At 69.5% G+C, this 21239-nt stretch carries 21 protein-coding genes; 14 read left to right on the top strand and 7 right to left on the bottom strand.

Features of this window, described 5'->3' with window-relative positions; genetic code table 11:
* Positions 1 to 319 precede the first annotated feature (319 nt).
* Genes A6E15_RS05425 through A6E15_RS05405 form a run of 5 tightly spaced genes read left to right on the top strand, consistent with a single transcriptional unit; the run spans position 320 to position 5681 of the window.
* On the top strand, positions 320 to 910 hold the full coding sequence (locus A6E15_RS05425) for an acyltransferase (RefSeq protein ID WP_076144490.1): 591 nt from the start codon (positions 320 to 322) through the stop codon (positions 908 to 910).
* The gene (locus A6E15_RS05420; RefSeq protein WP_076144487.1) at positions 907 to 2100 is read left to right on the top strand and encodes a DegT/DnrJ/EryC1/StrS family aminotransferase; all 1194 of its coding nucleotides are present in this window, start codon (positions 907 to 909) and stop codon (positions 2098 to 2100) included. Before A6E15_RS05425 ends, A6E15_RS05420 begins: the two co-directional genes overlap by 4 nt.
* Positions 2097 to 3122 (top strand): Gfo/Idh/MocA family protein, encoded by a 1026-nt coding sequence (locus A6E15_RS05415; RefSeq protein WP_076144484.1) that lies wholly within the window; start codon positions 2097 to 2099, stop codon positions 3120 to 3122. Before A6E15_RS05420 ends, A6E15_RS05415 begins: the two co-directional genes overlap by 4 nt.
* Positions 3122 to 4609: a nucleotide sugar dehydrogenase gene (locus tag A6E15_RS05410; protein WP_076144482.1), complete on the top strand. Its 1488-nt coding sequence runs from the start codon at positions 3122 to 3124 to the stop codon at positions 4607 to 4609. The genes A6E15_RS05415 and A6E15_RS05410 overlap by 1 nt, the downstream gene beginning before the upstream one ends.
* Complete coding sequence (locus A6E15_RS05405) at positions 4602 to 5681, top strand: glycosyltransferase family 2 protein (RefSeq protein ID WP_076144480.1); 1080 nt, start codon at positions 4602 to 4604, stop codon at positions 5679 to 5681. Before A6E15_RS05410 ends, A6E15_RS05405 begins: the two co-directional genes overlap by 8 nt.
* A 93-nt stretch (positions 5682 to 5774) precedes the next feature.
* Here the strand turns inward: A6E15_RS05405 and A6E15_RS05400 are convergent, their stop codons facing one another.
* The gene (locus A6E15_RS05400; protein WP_076144477.1) at positions 5775 to 5978 is read right to left on the bottom strand and encodes a hypothetical protein; all 204 of its coding nucleotides are present in this window, start codon (positions 5976 to 5978) and stop codon (positions 5775 to 5777) included.
* A gap of 96 nt (positions 5979 to 6074) precedes the next feature.
* Positions 6075 to 7175 (bottom strand): DUF354 domain-containing protein, encoded by a 1101-nt coding sequence (locus A6E15_RS05395; RefSeq protein WP_076144475.1) that lies wholly within the window; start codon positions 7173 to 7175, stop codon positions 6075 to 6077.
* Positions 7176 to 7339: 164 nt separating this feature from the next.
* Here A6E15_RS05395 and A6E15_RS05390 point away from each other — a divergent pair, with 164 nt between their 5' ends.
* The 3 genes from A6E15_RS05390 (at position 7340) to A6E15_RS05380 (ending at position 9420) form a co-directional block, all read left to right on the top strand.
* Complete coding sequence (locus A6E15_RS05390; RefSeq protein WP_076144473.1) at positions 7340 to 8326, top strand: glycosyltransferase; 987 nt, start codon at positions 7340 to 7342, stop codon at positions 8324 to 8326.
* An 82-nt stretch (positions 8327 to 8408) separates the two neighbouring features.
* The gene (locus A6E15_RS05385) at positions 8409 to 8996 is read left to right on the top strand and encodes a DUF7342 family protein (RefSeq protein WP_076144471.1); all 588 of its coding nucleotides are present in this window, start codon (positions 8409 to 8411) and stop codon (positions 8994 to 8996) included.
* Positions 8989 to 9420: a hypothetical protein gene (locus A6E15_RS05380; RefSeq protein ID WP_076144469.1), complete on the top strand. Its 432-nt coding sequence runs from the start codon at positions 8989 to 8991 to the stop codon at positions 9418 to 9420. The genes A6E15_RS05385 and A6E15_RS05380 overlap by 8 nt, the downstream gene beginning before the upstream one ends.
* A gap of 42 nt (positions 9421 to 9462) precedes the next feature.
* Here A6E15_RS05380 and A6E15_RS05375 read toward each other — a convergent pair whose 3' ends face one another.
* The 4 genes from A6E15_RS05375 to A6E15_RS05360 all read right to left on the bottom strand — a co-directional run bounded on the left by A6E15_RS05375 (position 9463) and on the right by A6E15_RS05360 (position 13623).
* Positions 9463 to 10443 (bottom strand): NAD-dependent epimerase/dehydratase family protein, encoded by a 981-nt coding sequence (locus tag A6E15_RS05375; RefSeq protein WP_076144467.1) that lies wholly within the window; start codon positions 10441 to 10443, stop codon positions 9463 to 9465.
* Positions 10440 to 11372, bottom strand: a complete 933-nt coding sequence (locus tag A6E15_RS05370) for a DUF362 domain-containing protein (RefSeq protein ID WP_076144465.1) — start codon at positions 11370 to 11372, stop codon at positions 10440 to 10442. The genes A6E15_RS05375 and A6E15_RS05370 overlap by 4 nt, the downstream gene beginning before the upstream one ends.
* A complete protein-coding gene (locus A6E15_RS05365; RefSeq protein ID WP_076144463.1) occupies positions 11369 to 12523 on the bottom strand; it encodes a Gfo/Idh/MocA family protein in 1155 nt (384 codons plus the stop codon). The genes A6E15_RS05370 and A6E15_RS05365 overlap by 4 nt, the downstream gene beginning before the upstream one ends.
* A 167-nt stretch (positions 12524 to 12690) precedes the next feature.
* Positions 12691 to 13623 carry a polysaccharide deacetylase family protein gene (locus tag A6E15_RS05360; protein ID WP_076144462.1) on the bottom strand — a complete coding sequence of 311 codons (933 nt, stop codon included), beginning with the start codon at positions 13621 to 13623 and terminating at the stop codon, positions 12691 to 12693.
* 268 nt (positions 13624 to 13891) lie between these two features.
* Here A6E15_RS05360 and A6E15_RS05355 point away from each other — a divergent pair, with 268 nt between their 5' ends.
* Entirely contained in the window at positions 13892 to 15484 is a 1593-nt protein-coding gene (locus A6E15_RS05355) for an alkaline phosphatase family protein (RefSeq protein ID WP_076144460.1), read from the top strand.
* Positions 15485 to 15529: 45 nt separating this feature from the next.
* Here the strand turns inward: A6E15_RS05355 and A6E15_RS05350 are convergent, their stop codons facing one another.
* Positions 15530 to 16918 (bottom strand): PAS domain-containing sensor histidine kinase, encoded by a 1389-nt coding sequence (locus tag A6E15_RS05350; RefSeq protein ID WP_076144459.1) that lies wholly within the window; start codon positions 16916 to 16918, stop codon positions 15530 to 15532.
* Positions 16919 to 17241: 323 nt separating this feature from the next.
* Here A6E15_RS05350 and A6E15_RS05345 point away from each other — a divergent pair, with 323 nt between their 5' ends.
* The 5 genes from A6E15_RS05345 (at position 17242) to A6E15_RS05330 (ending at position 21187) form a co-directional block, all read left to right on the top strand.
* Complete coding sequence (locus A6E15_RS05345) at positions 17242 to 17457, top strand: hypothetical protein (protein WP_076144457.1); 216 nt, start codon at positions 17242 to 17244, stop codon at positions 17455 to 17457.
* A gap of 140 nt (positions 17458 to 17597) precedes the next feature.
* Positions 17598 to 17741 (top strand): hypothetical protein, encoded by a 144-nt coding sequence (locus tag A6E15_RS20805; protein ID WP_175607212.1) that lies wholly within the window; start codon positions 17598 to 17600, stop codon positions 17739 to 17741.
* A complete protein-coding gene (gene wecB / locus A6E15_RS05340) occupies positions 17738 to 18802 on the top strand; it encodes a non-hydrolyzing UDP-N-acetylglucosamine 2-epimerase (RefSeq protein ID WP_076144455.1) in 1065 nt (354 codons plus the stop codon). The genes A6E15_RS20805 and wecB overlap by 4 nt, the downstream gene beginning before the upstream one ends.
* Positions 18795 to 19859, top strand: a complete 1065-nt coding sequence (locus tag A6E15_RS05335; protein WP_076144453.1) for a polysaccharide deacetylase family protein — start codon at positions 18795 to 18797, stop codon at positions 19857 to 19859. Before wecB ends, A6E15_RS05335 begins: the two co-directional genes overlap by 8 nt.
* On the top strand, positions 19856 to 21187 hold the full coding sequence (locus A6E15_RS05330; protein ID WP_076144451.1) for a hypothetical protein: 1332 nt from the start codon (positions 19856 to 19858) through the stop codon (positions 21185 to 21187). Before A6E15_RS05335 ends, A6E15_RS05330 begins: the two co-directional genes overlap by 4 nt.
* Positions 21188 to 21239 lie beyond the last annotated feature (52 nt).

Here is a 21239-nt window from a genome sequence, read left to right as displayed (position 1 = left end):
AGCGTCCGTGACAGACGCTGATACCGACGTTTCGTCGATTCGTCGGCGTCCGAGCCCTCGATCACGGTCACGACGGGGAGCCCCGACGAGCGCTGGAAGCGGCCGCCAGCGACGCTGTAGTTCGCGGCTACGGGCCGCTCAGGTCGGGGATAACAAAGCCTCGTTACCGGGTGTGTCAGCACGACTGCCCACGCGGGTATCGATTCACTATGGAACGACTACACGATCGACGACGAACGGCGGTGCGAACGCGGACCGCGCGTGACCGCGCTCGCCCGGGCGAGCGCCGGATCGCGCCCGGCCGAACGCGAGGTGGACGATGAGCGAGACGGTACGCGAGGTCGTCCGCGGCGACGGCTGTACGATCGACGACGACGCGACGGTCGGCTACGGCGAGTTCGACGAGCCGACCCGGCTCGGCGACGGCGCGACGATCAGGGCCGGCTCGATCGTCTACGGCGACGTCCGGATCGGCGACGGGTTCGCGACGGGCCACGACGTCCTGGTCCGCGAAGGGACGACCATCGGCGACGACGTCCTCGTCGGGACCAAGACGGTCATCGACGGCGAGACGACGATCGGCTCCCACGTCAGCCTCCAGACGAACGTCTACGTCCCGACCGAGACGACGATCGGCTCCAACGTGTTCGTCGGGCCGGGTGCCGTCCTCACGAACGACGAGTACCCGGTCCGGACCGACGACGGACTCGAGGGGCCGACGATCGAGGACGGCGCGTCGGTCGGCGCGAACGCGACCGTCCTGCCCGGCGTGACGATCGGCGAGAACGCCTTCGTTGCGGCCGGAGCCGTCGTCACCGAGGACGTGCCGGCCGGGCGACTGGCCGTCGGATCGCCGGCGACGATGCGACCGCTACCGGATCCGCTCGAGGGGGAGAACCGGCTCGCATGACCGATACCGAAACGAACGCCGAGCTCGACGCCGATATCGAGGAAACGGCCGGGTCGGGCGAGGCGACGGTCGAGGCCGACGCCGACCCCGTCCCGATCGCCGATCCGGAACTGAGCGAGGCGGCCGTCGAGCGGGTCGAGTCGCACCTCGATGACGGCCGGCTCGCCGACGGGCCGGAAGTCAGGGCCTTCGAGGAGGAGTTCGCCGCCTACTGCGGAACTGACGCCGGAGTCGCGACCTCGAACGGCACGACCGCGCTGCACGCCGCCCTCGAGGCGATCGGCCTGGAAGACGGCGATGCGGTGATAACCTCGCCGTTTTCCTTCGTCGCGAGCGCGAACGCGATCCGACTGGCCGGCGGTACGCCGGTCTTCGCCGATATCGACCCCGAGACGTACACGCTGGACCCTGCCGACGTCCGGCGCGTTCTCCGCGAGCGCGACGACGTCGCCGGCCTCCTGCCGGTCCACCTCTACGGGCTGCCCGCCGACGTGCCGGCCCTGTGTGCGATCGCCGACGACCACGACCTGTTCGTCCTCGAGGACGCCTGTCAGGCCCACGGTGCGGCCGTCGACGGCACCCGCGTCGGCGGTTTCGGCGACGCCGCCTGCTTCTCGTTCTACCCCACGAAGAACATGACCACCGCCGAGGGCGGGATGATCGTCACCGACCGCGACGACGTCGCCGAACGGGCCGCCAGCTACGTCAACCACGGGCGAGCCGACGACGGAACCGGCGGCTACGACCACGTCGAACTGGGCCACAACTACCGGATGACCAGCCTCGAGGCGGCGATCGGCCGCGTCCAGCTCGATCGGCTCGCCGAACTCAATCGGACGCGTCGCGAGACCGCCGCGGTCTACGACGAGGCGCTGGCCGACCTCCCGGTCGAGACGCCGACGGAGCCGGCCGGCCACCGGCACGTCTACCACCAGTACACGATCCGGACCGACGATCGGGACGCCCTCGCGGCGACCCTCGAGGAACGCGACGTCGGGACGGGGATCTACTACGAGACGCCGATCCACCGGCAGCCGGCCTACGAGACGGTGAGTTCGGCCGCGGCGACGTTCCCGGCGGCCGAGCGGGCGGCCGACGAGGTGCTGTCCCTGCCAGTCCATCCGACCCTCTCGGAACGCGACAGGCGGCTCGTCGTCGAAGCAGTCCGCGATCACTTCACGACCCAATGAATTCCCACGATCGAGCGAACGCGACGACCGAAGAACAGCTCCGCGCCGGTGTCGTCGGCGTCGGATCCATGGGCGAGAACCACGCGCGTGTCTACGGCGAACTCCCGGGCGTCGAACTCGCCGGCGTCGCCGATCACGACGACGAGGTCGCCCGCCGCGTCGCTGCCGAGTACGGAACGGAGGCGGTCGACCTCGAGACGCTTTGCGAACGCTGTGACGCCGTGACGGTTGCGGTGCCGACCCGCGCGCATTACGAGACGGTCTCGACGTGTCTCGAGGCGGGGGTCGACGTCCTCGTCGAGAAGCCGATCGCCGAGACCGTCGAGCAGGGCCAGCGGCTCGCCGAGCAGGCCCGGGAGGCCGGGCGGGTCCTCCAGGTGGGCCACATCGAGCGGTTCAACCCGGCCGTGCGGACGATCGGGGACCTGATCGACGACCTGGACGTGATCAGTGTCGAGGCCGAACGGCTCGGCCCGCCGATCGATCGGACGGCGACGGACAACGTCGTCTTCGATCTGATGGTCCACGACGTCGACATCGTCGGCGCGCTGCTGGGTGAGCGGCCCCGATCGGTCGCCGCGATGGGGGTCGAGAACGGTCGGTACGCCACTGCGACGATCGAGTACGGCGACGCCGTCGCCACCGTGACCGCGAGCCGCGTCACCCAGAAGAAAGTGCGGAAACTGACCGTCACCGCCCGCGAGTGTCTCGTCGAGGTCGACTACCTCGAGCAGTCGGTGTTGATCCACCGCGACTCCTACCCCGAGTACCTCGCCGACGACGGCCAGCCCCGCTACCGCCACGAGAGCGTCGTCGAACGACCCCACGTCGACAACGGCGAGCCGCTCCGGTACGAACTCGAGTCGTTCCTCGAGGCCGTCCGGACCGGCTCGGCGCCGGAAGTCACCGCCGACGACGGGATCGCGGCCCTCGAGACGGTCCAGTTGATCGACCGGCTCGCCACGGGGCCGTCCGACGAGCCCGACGAGGGACGGCTTCGAGACCGGGAGGTGGAAGCCTGATGGACGCGGACTCGAGCGGCGAACGCGGCGAGCGCGGCGGGACGACCGTCGAGGGGCTCTACGGCTCGCGCCTGTTACCGGACCGCCAGCGCGAGCGCCTGGCGGCGGGCGAGATTCCGGTCGCCGTCTACGGACTCGGCAAGATGGGGCTGCCGCTGGCGGCGGTCTACGCCGAGACCACGGGCAACGTCACCGGTGTCGATATCGATCCCGACGTGGTCGAGACCGTCGCCGACGGCGGGAGCCACGTCGTCGGCGAACCCGGACTCGACGAGCTGGTCGCGAAGCAGGTGGCAGCAGGTCGGCTCGAGGCGACGACCGACGGCCCGACGGCTGCCGCGGCGGCGCGGATCCACGTAATTATCGTGCCGACGCTGCTGGACGCGGAGAACGAGCCGGATCTGACGACCGTCGAGTCGGTGGCCGACGACATCGCGGCCGGGTTAGCTCCCGGCGACCTCGTGATCGCCGAGTCGACGCTGCCGCCGGGGACCTGCCGCGACGTCCTCCGGCCCCACCTCGCGAGCGAGAGCGGGCTCGCGCCCGACGAGTTCGGACTGGCGTTCTGTCCGGAACGGACGTCCTCGGGGACCGCCCTGCGGGACATCCGCGGCCAGTACCCCAAGGTCGTCGGCGGGGTGGACTCCGAGAGTACGCGGGCCGCGGCCGTCGTCTACGACGAACTCTCGGAGAACGCGGTCCACCCCGTCTCGGACGCGACGACCGCGGAGGCGGTCAAGGTCTTCGAGGGAATCTACCGCGACGTCAACATCGGGCTGGCCAACGAACTCGGCCGACTCGCGGACGAACTCGAGATCTCGGCACGCGAGGCGATCGACGTCGCCAACGACCTGCCGATGTGCCAGCTCCACGACCCCGGTCCGGGCGTCGGCGGCCACTGCATCCCCTACTACCCGCACTTCCTGCTCGGGCGAACCGAGGAGCCCATGGCCGTGACGGAGACGGCCCGCCGGGTCAACGACGGGATGCCCGCGGCCGTCGTCGAGCGCCTCGAGCGGGAACTCGCCCGCGACGACACCGCCCTCGCGGACGCCGCGGTCGTCGTCCTCGGAATCACCTATCGGCCCGGCGTCGAGGAGACCCGCGCCTCGCCCGCGCTGGGGGTCATCGACGCGCTGGCCGAGTTCGGGGCCGACGTCGCCGGCGTCGACCCGCTCGTCGATCCGACCGACTACGGCGCGCGTCCCGTCGGCATCGACGAGTTGGGCGACGAGGCGTTCGACGCCGCGGTGGTCGTCACGCCTCACGCCGCGTTCGATCGCATCGAGTGGGACGCCCTCGAGCCGATGGTCGTCGTCGACGGCCGGGACGCGGTCGACCTCTCGGGGACGCACCATCGGGAGTACGACCTCGCGGGCTCGGGCGACGGGCGACCGCCTCGAGGCCGGCATCGTGAGGGCGACGGAACGGACGGCGGCGACGCCGGGACGACGCCGGCGACGATCGACGGGGGAACCGATGTATAAGGGCAAGCGGATCGGCGTCGTCGTCACGGCCTACGACGAGGCGGCGTTCGTCGGGCGTGTCATCGAGACCGTCCCCGAGTTCGTCGATCGGATCTACGCCGTCGACGACGCCTCGCCGGATGAGAGTTGGAGCGTGATTCGGCGGGTCGCCGAACGGCTCAACGAGCGGGCGGCGAGCGAGGGTGCCGATCCGGCCGTCGCCGTGGCCGACGGGGGCGACGATCGGCGGGTCGTCCCGATCCGCCACGAAGAGAACCGCGGCTACGGCGCGGCCGTCAAGACCGGCTACCGGCGAGCCGCCGAGGACGGGATGGACGTCGTCGCCGTGATGAACGGCGACGGCCAGATGGATCCCGCGATCCTCGATCGGATCGTCGACCCGGTCGCCACGGGCGAGGCCGACTACGCGAAGGGCAACCGGCTGCGCAGCCCCGCGGACCGCGCGGAGATGTCGACGTTCCGCCTGTTCGGCAACGCCGTGCTCACCGGCCTCTCGAAGTTCGCGTCGGGGTACTGGTCGATCGGCGATCCGCAGAACGGGTACACCGCGATCTCGCGGGAGGCGATCGAAGAACTCGACCTCGAGGCGATCACCGACCGATACGGCTTTCTCAACCACATACTGACCCACCTCAACGTCGCCGACCGTCGGGTCGCGGACGTCCCCATGACCGCCGTCTACGGCGACGAGGAGAGCAGTATCCGCTACGTGCCGTTCGTCCGGTTCGTCTCCCTGCTGTTGCTCCGTAGTTTCTGCTGGCGGCTGAAGACCGAGTACGTCGCCCGGTCGTTCAACCCGGCCGTCGTCCACTACGCCGTCGGCTCGCTGGGCCTGGCCGGCGGGCTGATCGGGCTCGTCGGGGCCGCCGCGCGAGCGACCCGCGGCGCGGACGGGTTCACCGCCGGGGTCGCGTCGTTCGTCACGACCATGCTCGGACTCGTCTCGCTCGGTTCCGCGATCCGGCTCGACGCCGCGGCGAACGAGGACCTCGAGCGCCCGTGTGCAGACCGCGGGGTCGACGCGGAACGCGTCCGTCGTGCGGATCGAACGCCGGCACGGCGGGACCCGTAGCGACGCGTCTCCGGGGGAGGACGGGGGGCGACAGTGACTCGAGAGCGACAGCGACGGCTCGAGAGACGTCGTCGCCTGCCCCGGATTCCCGGCTCACTCGATGGAGTAGGTGACGATCTCGTCGCTCTCGCAGGCGGGACAACGGCTCGTCTCGGCGGAGACGTTGGTCCCGCAGTTTCGGCACTCGTGGAGGACGGTGACCGACCCGTCCTCCCCGTTCTCCGTAGCGGTTTCGGGGGTGTCCGTCCCCGACTCCGCGTCGGAGAACAGGTCACCGAGGAGGGAGGAGAGGCTCATAGAACGGGGTAGTGATCGGTCCTATTCCGGAGCGAGTCATAAGTGTTTCGCGACCGCCGGAACGACAGTATCGGTACTGAATGACCGACCGAGATCTCACGAGGAGCGCGATCGGGGGCGGAGCGCCCGCTTTGCCTCTCCGTCGAGACGGGCGATCGAGCCCCTGGTTTCCGCGACCGCGACCAGCAGGTCGGTCAGGTTCACCAGGTCGCCGACGTACTCCCGCCGCCGACGGTCCCAGCGGTCGCTCGCTCCGTCGTCGGCGAGGATCTCGAGCGAGCGGTCCCGGACCGCGTCGTAGGCGTCGAACTGTTCGGCCAGCCCGGCTCGCTCGAGTTCGCGGAACTCGCCGTACTCGTGGTCGTCGGTGCCCCGGTACCGGAGCGACGGGGTGCCAAGCAGCGCGGCCTCGGTGGCCATCGTGCCGGTATCGGCCACCAGGAGTTCGGCCTCGGCCATCGCGTCGTGGATCAGCGCGGGGTGGAGATCGTACGGTCGCGCCGGGAGGTCCCGCAGGTCCAGTTCGTCGCCTTCGTCGGAGACGAAGACCGTCGCCGCCTCGCCGAGTCGCTCGATCAGGTCCCGGCGCTGCTCGGGCCGGAACCCCTCGAGGTCGGTGTCGTGGAGCGCGTCGAGCGCGTTGAACCGGACGATGACGTAGGGCTCGTCGGGGTCGACGTCGAGGTACGCCCGGACGTCGCCGGTCGGCTCGAACACCTCGGGGTGGAGATAGGCACACTCCTTGAAGCCGTCGAACGTGTAGTGGGCGTCGCCGAGGTCGCGGCGGGTCACGTCGGGCGAGATGATGCAGTCGGCGAAGGGCCGGGAGACGGTGTGGTTGAAGTCGCCGGGCTCGTCGTCGAGGACGAGGACGACCGGCGACCGCGAGAGCGTGCCGGCGTAAGCCGCGTAGGGTCCCCGGCCGAAGATCACGTCCGGATCGAATCGCAACGCCTCGATTCCGATCGTCAGGAACTGCCCCCCAAGTTCGCGGGCGAACCCGAGCCGCGAATAGCCGTCCGTCTCGTGGCCGCCGTAGACCCGAGAGGGCATCCCGAAGAACTCGAGTAGGTCGGTCGTACAGGCGTACTCCCGGGTGAGGACGAGGACGTCGTGGCCCGCCCGCTCCAGTCGGTCGACCGCGTGTCGATACAGGTGAACGTGTGCCGGCGTGTTCGCCAGAACGAGGATCCGCATCGCCGGTGGCTAGGGCACCTCGAGGCTTTGTAATCGCATTACTACAGACGGGCGTGGGACGAACGGTCGGGAGGCGATCGTCACGTCCCGCTGTACGTGAACAAAAACGTCCTCGAGGCCACGGATAACGAAGCGACACCGGACCGTCGTCCCCCGCAGTCGAGATGGAGGTCCTCACGCTCACGACGTACGCCGACGCCCCGTTCATGACTCAGCAACAGGCCGCCCTCGAGGAACGCGGCGTCTCGTTTTCGACGCTGTCGGTGGCCGGGGAAGTCGCCGCCGACACCGATCGGCGGCCCGTCGACTACGTCCGGACCGTCCCGCGGGTCGTTCGGGAGGCGGCGACCGGCTACGACCTGATCCACGCCCACTACGGGCTGACGGCACCGCTGGCGCTGGCGGGGCTCGGAACGCCGGTCGTCCTCTCGCTGTGGGGGTCCGACATCCACGGCCCCGTCGCCCCCATCAGCAAGGCGGCCGCGCCGTTCTGCGACGAAGTCGTCGTCATGTCCGAGCGCATGCGCGAGGCGCTCGGGCGGGAGTGTACGGTGATCCCCGACGGGGTCGACCTCGAGCGGTTCCGCCCCGAGCCGCGGGCCCGGGCGAAAGCGCGTGTCGGCTGGGACGACGAGGAAGGCCGCGACGTCCTCTTTCCGTATCCTCCCGCCCGAGAGGTCAAGAACCACCCGCGCGCCGAGCGGATCGTCTCCGTCGTGGACAACCTCCGCGAGGTGCCGGTGCGGCTCCGGACCGTCCACGGCGTCGCCCACGACGCCGTCGCGGACTACATGAACGCCGCCGACGCGCTGCTTTTGACCTCCGATAGCGAGGGGTCGCCCAACTCCGTCAAGGAGGCACTGGCCTGCAACCTCCCCGTCGTCGCCACGGACGTCGGCGACGTTCCCGAACGGCTTGCCGGCGTCGACCCCGCCGTCGTCGCGACGAGCGACGAGGAACTCGTCGAGGGGCTGCTCGCGGTCCTCGAGCGCGACGAGCGATCGAACGGTCGCGCGGCCGCCCGCGAGGTCAGCATCGATCGAACCGCGGACCGGTTGCTCGAGGTCTACGAGCGGGTCGCGGGCACGGTGATCGAGACCACGGCCGAGCGTGAGCGGCGACGCGTCGCGGGGACGGGTCGGCTCGAGTAAACGTCGGTCTCGCCTTCGAGATCCGACTCCAAGTATATTTTTCTGGAGAAAGCATATGTTTCACCGGCGCGTACGGTGGCGTATGAGCGAGGACGGTCCACGAGTCGCCGACCTCGAGCCGTTTCCGGAGACGGACGCCGACGACGAGGTCAACGACGCCGCGGAGACGGAATGGCGGGCCGCGACGACGGCGTTCGAACGCGTCGACGCGGTGTTAGGTCGGACGACCGACTGGCAGCGCGCGAGCGAGATCGCCGATCGCGCCCGCGTCTCCGAACCGACCGCACGCAAACACCTCACGGCGCTCGCCGAGACGGGGCGGGCGGCGACGAAAGAGACCGGCACGGGGAAACGGTTCCGTCGCGATCCCGATCGGCGACGGCTCGAGCGGGTCCAGCGACTGGCCGACGACCACTCGCGGGCGGAACTCGAGCGCTCGATCCGCGAGATGAAGGCGCGGATCCGGGAGTTCGAAGAGCGCTACGACGCGACGGGTCCCGACGAACTCGTGGATCGGCTGGAACCGGACGACCAGGACGGCTGGGACGACCTTTCCCGATGGAAGACGACGCGTCGGAACCTCGCGTTCGCGAAGACGGCCCGATCGTTCGCGGAGACGCGACTCGTCGACGCGAGGAGTACCGAGACGAGACACACGGAGAATGCCTGACGAACGGGGACCGATCGACTGGGACGCGCTCCGCGCGGTCGAGGGCGTCTTTCGGGACCGACTGAACGGACTGGTCACTGACGCCGAATACGTCCCCGACGCGATCGACCCGGTCGAACTGCGGGTGACCCTCGCCGCCGGCTTCGACGCCGATCGCTGTCGGTTCGACGTTCAGTGGTGGACGAACCACGGCTACAAGTACCACTACAGCGAGGCCGACCTCGAGTTCCGGTTCGGCTGGGAGATCCGGCCTTCGTCTCCGGGCAAACACTTCCATCCGCCCGGGAATCCGACCGAACACCGCGAGTCGTGTATCACGCACGAGGAGCCGGAACTGGTCACACTCGCCGTCATCAAGTGCTGGTGGGACGCGCTCGAGGCCGGTGATCTCGCGGTCCTCAATTCGAACGAAAACCAGCCGTAACCCCGACGAGGAACGATCGTCAGCGATCGCTCCGTCTCGCAGTTATTGGACTTCCGCCCGGTACCACTCCATCGCTTCGGGGACGTGGGCCTCGAGGGGCCGATACTCGTACCCTAGCTCCTCGCTGGCCTTTCTCGAGGTGTAGAACAGCCGCCGGGTCGCCAGCTCGGCCATGTCCCGGTCGAAGGGGAACACTCGGCGATCGGCGACGGCGTCGACGACCTCGGCGACGGGGCCGGCGGCGCGGATCGCGGTCGCGGGCACGCGGATCCGCGCGGGGGAGCCGTCGACGGCGTCGGCGATCCGGGACACGGCGCGGTCGTAGGTGAGGTTCTCGCCGCCGAGGATGTAGTGGTCGCCGCTCTCGCCGCGCTCTGTGGCCGCCACCAGCCCGTCGACGACGTCGGCGACACCGACGATGCTGAGCCCGCCGGGGAGGTGGGCGGGCATGGTCGGTTCGACGCCCATCGCGAGCAGCTGTGCGGTGAACGCCCCGTCGCCGGGGCCGAAGATCGAGGTCGGATGGACGGTGACGGCGTCGCCGCCGTCGGCAGCGTAGTCGTCGACCAGCTCCTCCGCGGCGGCCTTCGAGGCCTGGTAGGCCCCGACCGGCTCGGCCACGTCGGTCTCGTCGGCGAACGCGTCGTCGCCCTGCGGGCGGCGCGTCCCGGCCGTGCTGGTGAACACGACTCGACCCACGTCGCCGCCGCGACAGGCCGCGAGGACCCGCTCCGTGCCGTCGCGGTTGACCGCCCAGATCGTCGCCGGGCCGGCGCTCCAGAGCCCGATCCCCGCGAGGTGAAAGACCACGTCCGCGCCGTCGACGAGCTCTCGGAGCGTCTCGCCGTCGGCGAGATCCCCCACGTACCAGTCGACGCCCGTGAGGTCGCCCCGGTCCGAGGTCGGCCGGCAGAGGCCTCGAACGGTCCAGCCCTCGGCCAGCAGCCGCTCGCAGAGGTGCGAGCCGAGAAACCCCGTCGCGCCGGTGACCGCCGCAGTGGGGGCGTCGGCTGGCACGGTCATCGACCCCCCTCGAGCTGCGGGGGCACGGCGTCGCCGGCCACCGCCGCGTAGACTCGATAGGCGGTCGTGACGGCGGGGTGGGGATCGTCCGCCGGCGGCAGGTCGCCGCCTGCGATCCGGTCCCGCAGGCGATCGACGTCGACGCCAGCCCCCTCGACGGCGACCGGCTCGTCGGTACGACGGGTGGTCGCGAGCGCGGGGTCGGCCTCGAGCGAGCGCCCGAGCAAGGAGGTGGCGACGGCGTCGACGGCGGGAGCCGAGCCGGCGAACAGCGCGTCCGCGGCGATCGGGTCGCCGCCGTAGGCGACCGTCGCGTCGAGGACGGCGAGGGTCGGTTCGACCGACCGGGTGACCGCGACGGGGCCCCGATCCGCTCCCGCGTCGCAGTCGACGCGGGCGGCGAGGGTCCGCATCGCGCCAGCGACGGGACCGTCGACGGTCGGCCGCAGCGACGGGACGACGACGACCGCGTCCCCGGCGAGCCGGGTCGGAACGGAGAGCGCGACCGGCTCGTCCTCGACCCCGCTGAGGCCGCCGGTGCGGGGCTCGTCCGCGAGATCGACGAGATCGGCGTCGAACCGTTCGAGCAGGGCCGGATACCCCAGATACGTCGCGGTCCGATCGAAGTGGATCCGGTCGTCGGTCGCGCCCGCGACGGCGATCTCGGCGTCGGTCCGCTCCTCGAGACGGGCGACGATCGCGGCGACGACCGCGGGATCGGTCACCATCCCCGAGGAGGGGTGGAACGGGTAGTGTGCGTCGGGGACGACCGTAACCCGATCGGCGTCGCCCAGGTCCTCGAGTGCAGGGCCGAGGACGTCCCGGACGGGCGACTCGAGGGCGGCCAGCCGGGCGTCGACGTCGGGGTCCCAGCCGCCGCGGCGATCGGGGTCGTCGACGCCGGCCGCACGGACCGTCTCGTTTTTCATCGGGTCACCTCCGGGGTTCCGGGGTCGTCCGCGGTACCGCCCGTCTCACTGTCCGCGTCGTCAGCCGCACCGTCCGTCTCGCCCGCTTCGGCGGCGGCGAGTTCGTAGGCCCGTTCGGCCAGCGCGAGCGTCCGGCGGCCGTCCTCGCCGTCGACCGGCGGCCGCTCGCCTTCGCGAACCGCCTCGCAGAAGTCCGCCAGCGCGTCGTAGTGGGCCTGCAAGTAGAAGGTCGGCCCGAAGACGTCCGGCTCGTCGCCCGCGAGCCGGCTCGCGACGTTCGAGAGCGCCGATCTGGCCGCGTCGGCGTAGAAGTTCTCCGGCAGGTACGCGTCGTTGCTGATCGTCCCCGTTACGCCCTCGAGGCGCAGTCGGGTGTTGACCTCGGGGAGCTGTTCCCACTGGTAGGAGCCACAGTGCAGCGTGATCGTCGTCTCCGTCTCGGGAGCGGCCATGAGGACCGTCGCCGCGTCCTCGACGTCGGTCTCGAGCGTCCGCCCCGTCGACGCGTCCCGCACCTCGAGGTCGCCGAACAGCCACTCGAGGACGTCGAAGCAGTGAACGCCGAGTTCCAGCAGGGAGCCGCCGCCGGCGGCGTCGGCGTCGAGCGGCCAGGACGCGGGGGCGTCCGCGGCCGGCGGTCGGCCGAGCGGCCCGTCGTTGAGGCGGGTGATCGAGGCGTAGGGGACGTGGCCGACGCTGCCCTCATCGTAGGCCGCCTTGACGCCTTGCATGTCCGGCTGGTAGCGCAGCGTGTGATCGACGCCGACGGCGATGTCGGCCTCGCGGGCCGTCTCGAGGAGCCGGTCGGCCTCCTCGGTCGAGCGGGCCAGCGGTTTCTCGACGAAGACGTCGACGCCGGCCTCCGCGGCCCGCTCGACGGCGTCGGCGTGGAGAAAGGGCGGCAGTGCGACCACTGCCGCGTCCAGGTCTTCGGCGGCGAGCAACGCGGCGTAATCGTCGTAGGTCCGCGAGACGCCGGCCCGTTCCGCCCGCTCGCGGTTTGCCGGGACGGCGTCGGCGGCCGCAACGGGTTCGACCGACGGCATCGCCGCCGCCGATTTCAGGTGTACCATGCCGATGTTGCCGACGCCGAGGATACCGAGCGAGAGCGCACTCGAGTCCGTCCAACGATTCAGAAGCGGTGGAGTCATCTGCCCGAAACGGGGCCGGCAGCGGGCTTTGTTATCGCCGTCGTACGTCTCGCCGCGCTTTCGTGTAGCGATCCCTTTCAGACGGCCTCCTGTCCGTCGTTCCCGGTGGGGCCGCGGTCGTCCTGCGGTCTCACCGGGAACTCGGTACGACAACCCGTCTCAACCGCTCACTGCCAACTCGCCGTCGCCCGCTCGCTAAACCCCGATTCGGGCGCGACCCGACCGGCGACGTCGGCTATCGTCTCGACCCGGAGGTCCGTCGCGGCCCGCTGGCGGTCGAGATGCGACAGGATCGCCCGCATGCGCCGGTCGTCGCGCTCGTCGGTCAGGTTGTTCGGGTGCAGCCACATGTGAAAGAGCCCGTCGGTACGGGCGGCCTCGTCGATGCCGCGACGGGCCAGTTCGACCATCGGATCCGCCCAGATCGACTCGGCGACGGTGCGGGCGGCTCCTTCGAACCCGAACAGGAACATCGAGGCCGGAACGTTGACCAGTCCGTACTCGTCGACGACCGGTTCCACGAGCATCGACCGATCCCGGACCGTCGAGTCGAACAGGCCGCGAACGCCGTCGCGGGTCGGCGACCGCCCGCGATAGGCCGTAACTCCCTGCTCGGCCAGTACGTCGCGGTGGCCGACGTCGTTGCGCGGATAGACCAGCGTGTCGATCGACCGGTTCCAATCGGCCGCGATCTCGCGACTGCGCTCGAGTTCGGCCGCCGCAAGTTCGCGGTCGGTCTCGGGGCGACCGAACAGCACGTGCGAAAAGGAGTGACTGGCGAACTCGTGGTCGGCGTCGGCCTCGAGGACGGCCGCGACGAGGTCGGGGCCGTATCGGAGGTCCTCGCGGTCGGCCCACTCGCCCCGTTCGCGGGCGAACCAGCCCTCGGGGGCCGGATGGTCGGCGTGGACTCCGTCACAGCTGTCGAGCATGAGGTGGCCGACGACGGCCCAGGTCGCCGGCACCTCGAACTCCTCGAGTAACTCGAGCATGACCGACCAGCCGCGACGGCCGGCCTCGACTCGCTCGGTCGGTGGCGTCACGAGATCGTGAAACCCCCAGCCGAGTTCCGCGTCGAGCGAGATTACGACGCTGCCCACGGATCCCACCACGGTTGGACGCGTTTCATATCCGGACGGTTCCGACGGGATGACTTTGTTATGGAGATCTTGCCGCCCGCGGAGCCGAGTCCGGCGCTATCGTCCGGCGACGGGCCCGCGGCGGCGGGACGGGCCGCGCTCGCCGCCGGGTTAACCGAACCGAACAGGGGCCGGGTCGACGCGAAACTGCCTGAACACGCTCTATAACAAAACGCGCATCGAGCGATTCCCGGGGTAGCAGGCGTCTCAGACACTTCAAAACCCAATCATGAGCGGATCTATACCCCCTTCCGAGCGAGCGTTCGTACTCGGACTCGACGGCGTCCCGTGGCGACTCATCGAGCGATGGAGCGACGAGGGCGAACTCCCGAACTTCGCCCGGATGCGCGAGGAGGGTGCCGCCGGCCCACTCGAGAGTACGCGCCCGCCGACGACGCCGCTTGCGTGGCCGTCGATCGCGACCGGCGTCTGGCCGGACAAACACGGGATATACGGCTTCCAGAACCTCTCGTCGGAGTACAGCCACGAGATGTACACGAGCCGGGACCTGGCGCAGCCGGCCCTGTGGGACCAGCTCGCCCCGGCCCACGTCGGCAACGTCCCGATGACGTATCCGGCCCGCGAGATCGACGGCACGATGGTGACCGGGATGATGACGCCCGCGACGGACCGGGAGTTTACGCATCCGCCCGAACTGAGCGAGGAGATCGACGCGCGGATCCCCGATTACGAGATCAGCCTCGATTACCCCGAGTACGCCGACCGCCCCGACGAGTTCGAGGTCGCCGTCGACGAGATGCTCACGAACCGCCGCGAACTCCTCGAGTTACAGCTGGAACGGGCCGGCGACGACTGGCAGCTGTTTTTCTTCGTCTTCACCGCGCCGGACCGCTTCCAGCACCTCGTCTGGGAGATGGATCGGCTGCTCGCACACTACAAGCAGCTAGACGAGATCCTCGGGGAAGTGATGGCCTACACCGACGACCACGACGCCGACCTCTACGTCGTCTCCGACCACGGATTCGGTCCGATCGAGGAACTCGTCTACGCCAACCGGATCCTCGAGCGGGAGGGGTATCTGGTCAGGCGCGAAGACGACGGGACCCGCGGCGCGCTCGCCAGTCTCGGGATCTCCCGGGACACCATCACGGGAGCGCTCAGCCGCGTCGGGATCACCGAGGAGACGCTGGTTCAGTCGCTGCCCCGGCGGCTGGTCGACTCCGTCGCCGAACAGATCCCCGGCGATCACGCCCTCTACGACGTGGACTTCGATCGGACCGTCGCGTTCGTCCACGACACCGGCAACTGCTATATCAACGATACCGAGCGCTTCGACGGCGGCGTCGTCTCGCCGACGGAAATCTCGGAGGTGAAAGCGGACGTCAGGGCCGCCCTCGAGTCGGTGACCGACGAGACGGGGGAGCCGCTGCTCGAGGTCCGCGACGGGGACGAACTGTTCCCGACGGACGACGACTCGCCGGACCTGGTCGTCGGCGGACGCGACGTCTACGAGTCCCGCAGCGGGATGGCCGACGAGGTGCGGGGCGGCACCGGAACCTACGACGCGAGCCACCGCAGCGAGGGAATCGTCCTCTGTCGGGGGCCGTCGATCGATTCCGGCGCGACCCTACGCGGGGCTCGAGTCGTGGACGTCGCCCCGACCCTGCTGCACGGCATCGACGAGCCGGTTCCGAAGAACGCGGACGGGCGTGTTCTGTTCGACGCCTTCGACGAGGCGAGTACCCCGGCGACGAGCCGGGTCGAACGGACGGCGGTCACGGCGATCGATACCGGCGACGACGTCGACGAGGACTTCGACGACGTCGAAGACCGGCTGAAGGGGTTGGGCTACATGGAGTGATTCCGCCCCGCGAACTGCGGGCACGGCCCGGTAGACGGTCGCCCGCTACGAGACCCAAGGCAGCGACACGACGACCGTGTTTCCCCCCTCGGAGCGCTCGAAGGCGATGTGGCCGTCCGAGAGATCGACGACCCAGTGGACGAGCCACAGCCCCAGCCCCGAGGTGTGATAGATGTCGTCCATCTCCCAGTCGCCGGTCAGGACGCGAAACTCCACCTCCGGAATCGGCGGGCAGTCGTCGCGGATCACGATATCGACCGCATCCGTTCGGATGCGGACGGCTACCGACAGCTCCGGCGACCCGTTCAAGCTGTGGCGAACGGCGTTCTCGAGCAGTTCCGTCACCGCTAGTTCGACCTCGTGTACGGTGCGGACGGTCGCCGCGTCCGGCAGGCTCGCCTCGATCGTCGCCTCGGGGTATGCGTCGCGGACCCGGTCGATCGAGTCGGCGACGACCGGAACGAGGTCGATCGATTCCGGGACCGGTCGATCGGTCAGCAGTTCGATGATCTCGCGCTGTTTGTGCGCGCTCTCGAGGAGGTCCTGCCCCTGCATTCGGATGATCTTCGCGTGCCTGCGAGCGGGTTCCGACGCCTCGCTGGCGATACGCTCGGCGTTGCCGAGGATGACGGACATGTCGTTGCGGAGGTTGTGTCGCAGGAGGTTGTCCATGACCGCGAGCTGGCGTTCGCGCCGTCGCCGGTCGGTGATGTCCCGGGAGAAGCCGGCGATCCGGTCGACATCACCGTCCTCGAGGATCGGTTCCGAGCGGACCCAGACCCAGCGGCCGTAGTCGGCCGCGGGGTTGACTCGATACTCGAGTTCGATCGATTCGCCGCTTGCGACCCGCTGCATACTCCCCTGGACGCGGGGAACGTCGTCGGGGTGGACGACGTCGAGAAACGCCTGCGGATCGTCCTCGAGGATCGACACCGGCTGGCCGAAGACCTCCTCGTACGCGGGGTTGACGAACAGGACCTCCTCCCAGTCGCCGTCGAACATCCAGAGAACGTCGCCGACCGTGCCGGTGATCGTCCGCAGGCGATTCTCCGCGTCGCGGCGTTCCTGCTCCGCAGACACCTGCTCGGAGATATCTCGCGAACTCACGACACAGCCCTCGAGGCTCTCGTCCGAGGGGTTCGTGAACCGGCTTTCGAGCCACACCCACTCGCCGTCCGCGGCCGCGTGGCGGTAGCGGACCGTCGCCGACGACCCCGTCTCCGCCGTGACGGCCTCGAGCTGCTCGAGAACGGTCGTTCTGTCGTCGGGATGAACGTACTCGATGGCGCGGTCGCCGACGAGCTGGGCCGGCTCGTAGCCGACGATCGCGGTACTGGCTTCGTTGACGTACGCGAACGTCCCAGCCGCGTCGACGACCGCGAGCTTTTCCCGGGCGTGCTCGAGCAACACGGACGCGAGATCATTCACCTCCATACGACTGTTGTGATGCGGGTTAGTGTTAGAGCCCGAAAAGGGTATGGTCAGTGTTGCCACGACAACATCATCGGGGCCGGATGACTGGATTGAGCGGGCGCACAGATCGCCGTCACGGGGACTGTTGACACCGAAACGCGAGCTGTAACAGGATACTACCGTCGGTACGTGAACGCTACGGGACGGCAGGAGCCCCGATCCGAAGGGAAACGGATATATAATTAATAGAGTCGGTCTCAGTGACCGGTCGTACGCATGTACCCGTACTCGGCGTCGTCTTCGACGCAGCCGGCGTGTCGAACGCGTCTCCCTCGAGTGGTACGATGAGTCGACGGAAGCTACTGGTCGCGGTCGCAACCGCGGTGGTCGGGGCGGTAACGCTCGTCGAATCCGGTCGCTTCGCATCGATCGCCCGCCGGGCCGATGGATCGGAGCAGGCAGACACCGAGCCGACGGTCCCGCGGGACGGCACGAGCGGGGAACGCCGGTTCGGTCGGCGCGTGTCCGCCTCCCTCGATCCCATATTCCGGCAGCCGTGACGAGTGGAGGTCGTGGTCCCGGCGCCCGGCCGCCCGGTTTCGGTACCGTCGGCCGCGACCCGTCGTCGACGGGGACTCTCCGGTATGCGACTATTTACTAACACCGTGTCTGTGATGAGACGTAATCGGTCAAACAGACAATGAATCGAGGTCAGACTCGGAGCGGCCCGCTCCCCGCCGGGACCGACCGACGACCCGCGGACGGACTCGAGACGCGTACGAGAGCCGACGCCAGCGCGCTCGCGACCGGCCGCGAGCGAGTCGCGGAGGTGGACGCCGAATGAAGGTGGTGTCGGTCGTCGGTGCCAGACCGCAGTTCGTCAAAGCCGCGGCCATCTCTCGACGGCTCCGTGACGCCCACGACGAACGCCTCGTCCACACCGGCCAGCACTACGATCCCGAACTCTCCGCGGTGTTCTTCGACGAACTCGCCCTCCCCGTGCCGGCGTACCACCTCGGCGTCGGGTCGGCCCCCCACGCGACCCAGACCGCCGAGATGATGACGGCGTTGGAATCGATCGTCGAAGACGAGTCGCCCGACGTCGTCCTCGTCTACGGCGACACGAACTCGACGCTCGCGGGCGCGCTGGTGACGGCCAAGTCGTCGGCGACGCTCGCACACGTCGAGGCCGGCCTGCGCTCGTACGACCCGTCGATGCCCGAGGAGGTCAACCGCCGGCTGACCGATCACGCCGCCGACCTCCTGTTCGCGCCCGGCCCGGACGCGAAGCGGACCCTCGAGCGGGAGGGGATCACCGAGGGCGTCTCGGTTCCCGGGGACGTGATGTACGATACGCTGCTGGCGATCCGGGACCGACTCGACGCGGTGGCCGGCGACGGGCCGTCGGTCCCCGACGAGTACGTCCTCGCGACGGTCCACCGCGCGAAAAACACCGACGAGCCCGAGCGCCTCGAGTCGATCGTCGACGGATTGGCGCGACTCGAGCGGCCGGTCGTGTTCCCGGCCCACCCGCGGACGGTCGACGCCCTCCACGACCACGGTCTCTGGGAGCGACTGACGGCGGACGTCCGCGTCGTCGATCCCGTCGGCTACGCCACGTTCGTCCGACTGGTCGAGGGCGCGACCTGCGTCGCGACCGACTCCGGCGGCGTCCAGAAGGAGGCGTTCTACCTGGACACGCCGTGTGTCACCCTCCGCGATCGGACGGAGTGGACGGCGACGGTCGACGCCGGCTGGAACGACCTCGTCGGGGCGAACGCCGACCGGATCGTCGACGCCGTCCGGGCCGCCGAGAACCCGCCCGCCAAGCCCGACCTCTACGGGAACGGCAACGCAGCGGCGCGAATCGTCACGACGCTCGAGCGACACGTCGACGATGACTGAGACACCCACTGGTGGGCGGCCCGAACCCGGGGCGTCGACCGACGACGACCGCTCGTCGGACGCGGTCTTCGACCGGGTGGCCGACTTACCGCGGGCGCGGTTCGATCCCCCCGGCGACGCCTCGTTCGCCCTCTGTCTGACCCACGACGTCGACCGGCCGTTCAAGGGGATCCGGTCGCTGTACTACGCCCTCCAGGAGCGGCCGACACACCACCTTCGGACCGCGATCTCCGGGGACAATCCCTACTGGCAGTTCGAGGAGATCATGGCCCTCGAGGACGAGCTGGGAGTTCGGTCGGCGTTTTACTTCCTGAACGAACAGCACCTGCTGGCGGACCGGCCGGTCCGGGAGTGGCTCTCGCCGGCCAACTGGGTTCAGCACCTCGGCCGCTACGACGTGACCGCTCCCGAAATCGCCGCCGTCGTCCGGGACCTCGATGCCGGCGGCTGGGAGGTCGGCCTCCACGGCTCCTATCACTCCGCGGACGAACCGGAGCGGCTCCGCGAGGAGAAGCGGATCCTCGAGGACGTTCTCGACGGCCCGATCGCCGGCGGTCGCCAACACTACTTGCGGCTGTCGGTTCCCGAGACCTGGCGCTCCCACCGGGCGATCGGCCTCGAGTACGACGCGAGCCTCGGTTCGAGTACCGAGTGTGGCTTTCACGCGGGCTACGACCCGATCCGGCCCTTCGGCGACGACTTCCTCGTGTTTCCGTTGACGATCATGGAGCAGGCGCTGCCGGACCCCGACGGCCGGCCCCGCGCGGCCCGTCGGACTTGCGAGCGACTGTTGACCGAGGCGGCGGCGAACGGAGCCGTCGTGACCGTCCTCTGGCATCCGCGGTATTTCAGCGAAGCGGAGTTCCCCGGCTACCGGACGCTGTATCGCTGGCTGATCGAGCGAGCGCGGGAGCTGGGGGCCTGGATCGGCCCGCCGCGAGCCCTGCACGCGTCGCTCGAGGGCGAGCCCGATCGATCGAACCGTATCGAAGCCGACCGATCGTATCGCGCCGAAACCGACCCCACCGAGTTTCGATTCACACAGGTACACTCATGAGTGCGCGACTCCCCACAGGTACCGCGGCAGTCGTCGTCACCGCATTGCTGCTCGTCGGCGGCGTCGCCGGCCAGTCCGGCGCGAACACCGGTCCGCCGATCGCACAGACGGCCGCGCAGCCACCCGACACCTACGTCGTCGAACAGGGTTCGCTCTGTCAACAAATCGAACCGCTGTCGTCCGGCGAGACGGTCGAATCGTTCTACGAGTATCGCAGCCACGAGACCCATCCGGAGGGGACCGACCGGTTCTACAGCTCCTACGGGACGACTCATCTGCAGCGGGACAACACGTCCAGTCTGTTCCTCCACGAGGGCCCGGAGGGGCTGAGTCTCGTAACGGTCCACGACCGGCTCGATACCGAGACCCCCGGCGGACTGGTCACCTACGAGATCGCCGGCCTGCCCGCCGAGAGCGAGTGGGTCGTCCGGGACGACAACTACACGGCCGAAACGCGGATGGACGAGTTCGATCGCGGCGACGGGTGGACGTCGGCCTCCTGGATCTTTCAAGAGGGACGGACCGACGGCGGCGCGATCCGGGGCGGCCTCGACGGCCAGTTTGCCGTGACCGTCCGCCCAGGCTTCAACGAGGACTCGGCGTTCGCCGACAGCCGCAGCGAGCTGTACGACCCCGACTTCGACGGCGGCGGCGAGATCGAACGGTGGGACATCCTCTCCGGCGCGGCCGACGACCCCGATCGGACGGAACTGCCCTCCCTCGAAGAGCCTGTGACGATCCGGTCCGGCACCTGCGACGACCCGTCGGTCACGTACGACCGGACCGACGGCGGGATCACCGCGACCGTGACCGACGCCGTGCCCGAGGATCGCGTCTTCCTGCAGCCGACCCGCGGGACCGACGACGGCGTCCGATTCGACGGCGTCGAGCTGACCGGTCTCGAGAGCGAGGCCTCGATCGGCTTCGAGAGCCGGTTCTCCGAACTCTCCGGGAGCGGCCTCGACGGCGTCGAGCCGCTGTCGTATCTGACCATCGCGAACGAGTCGGGGACCGCCAACGCATCGGGGACCGTCTCCGTCGCCGTCCGGAAAGACCGACTCGAGGAGGCAGGCCTCGAGCCCGAGGAAGTCGTCCTCTACGAGCGGACTGGTGACGGGTGGACCGAGGCCGAGACCACGGTCCTCTCGGAGTCCGACGGCGCGTACCGACTCGAAGCGAACGTGACCGCGCTTTCGACCGTCGCGGTCGCGCCGGCACCGGGCAGCGGCTCGGACTCGCTCGGCCTGCTCGGGCTCGGTGCGGGACTCGCCGCCGGTGCCGTCGTCGGCCTGGGCTGGCTGGCGACGACCAGACTGCGCGATCGGTAGCCGTGCCGTCCGTGGTCGTGTCGGATCGGGTTCCGGGAGGATGACGTCGTCG

Origin of the sequence: Natrinema saccharevitans, assembly GCF_001953745.1 — an archaeon.
GTDB lineage: Archaea > Halobacteriota > Halobacteria > Halobacteriales > Natrialbaceae > Natrinema > Natrinema saccharevitans.
This window is presented reverse-complemented; position numbering and strand designations above follow the sequence as displayed.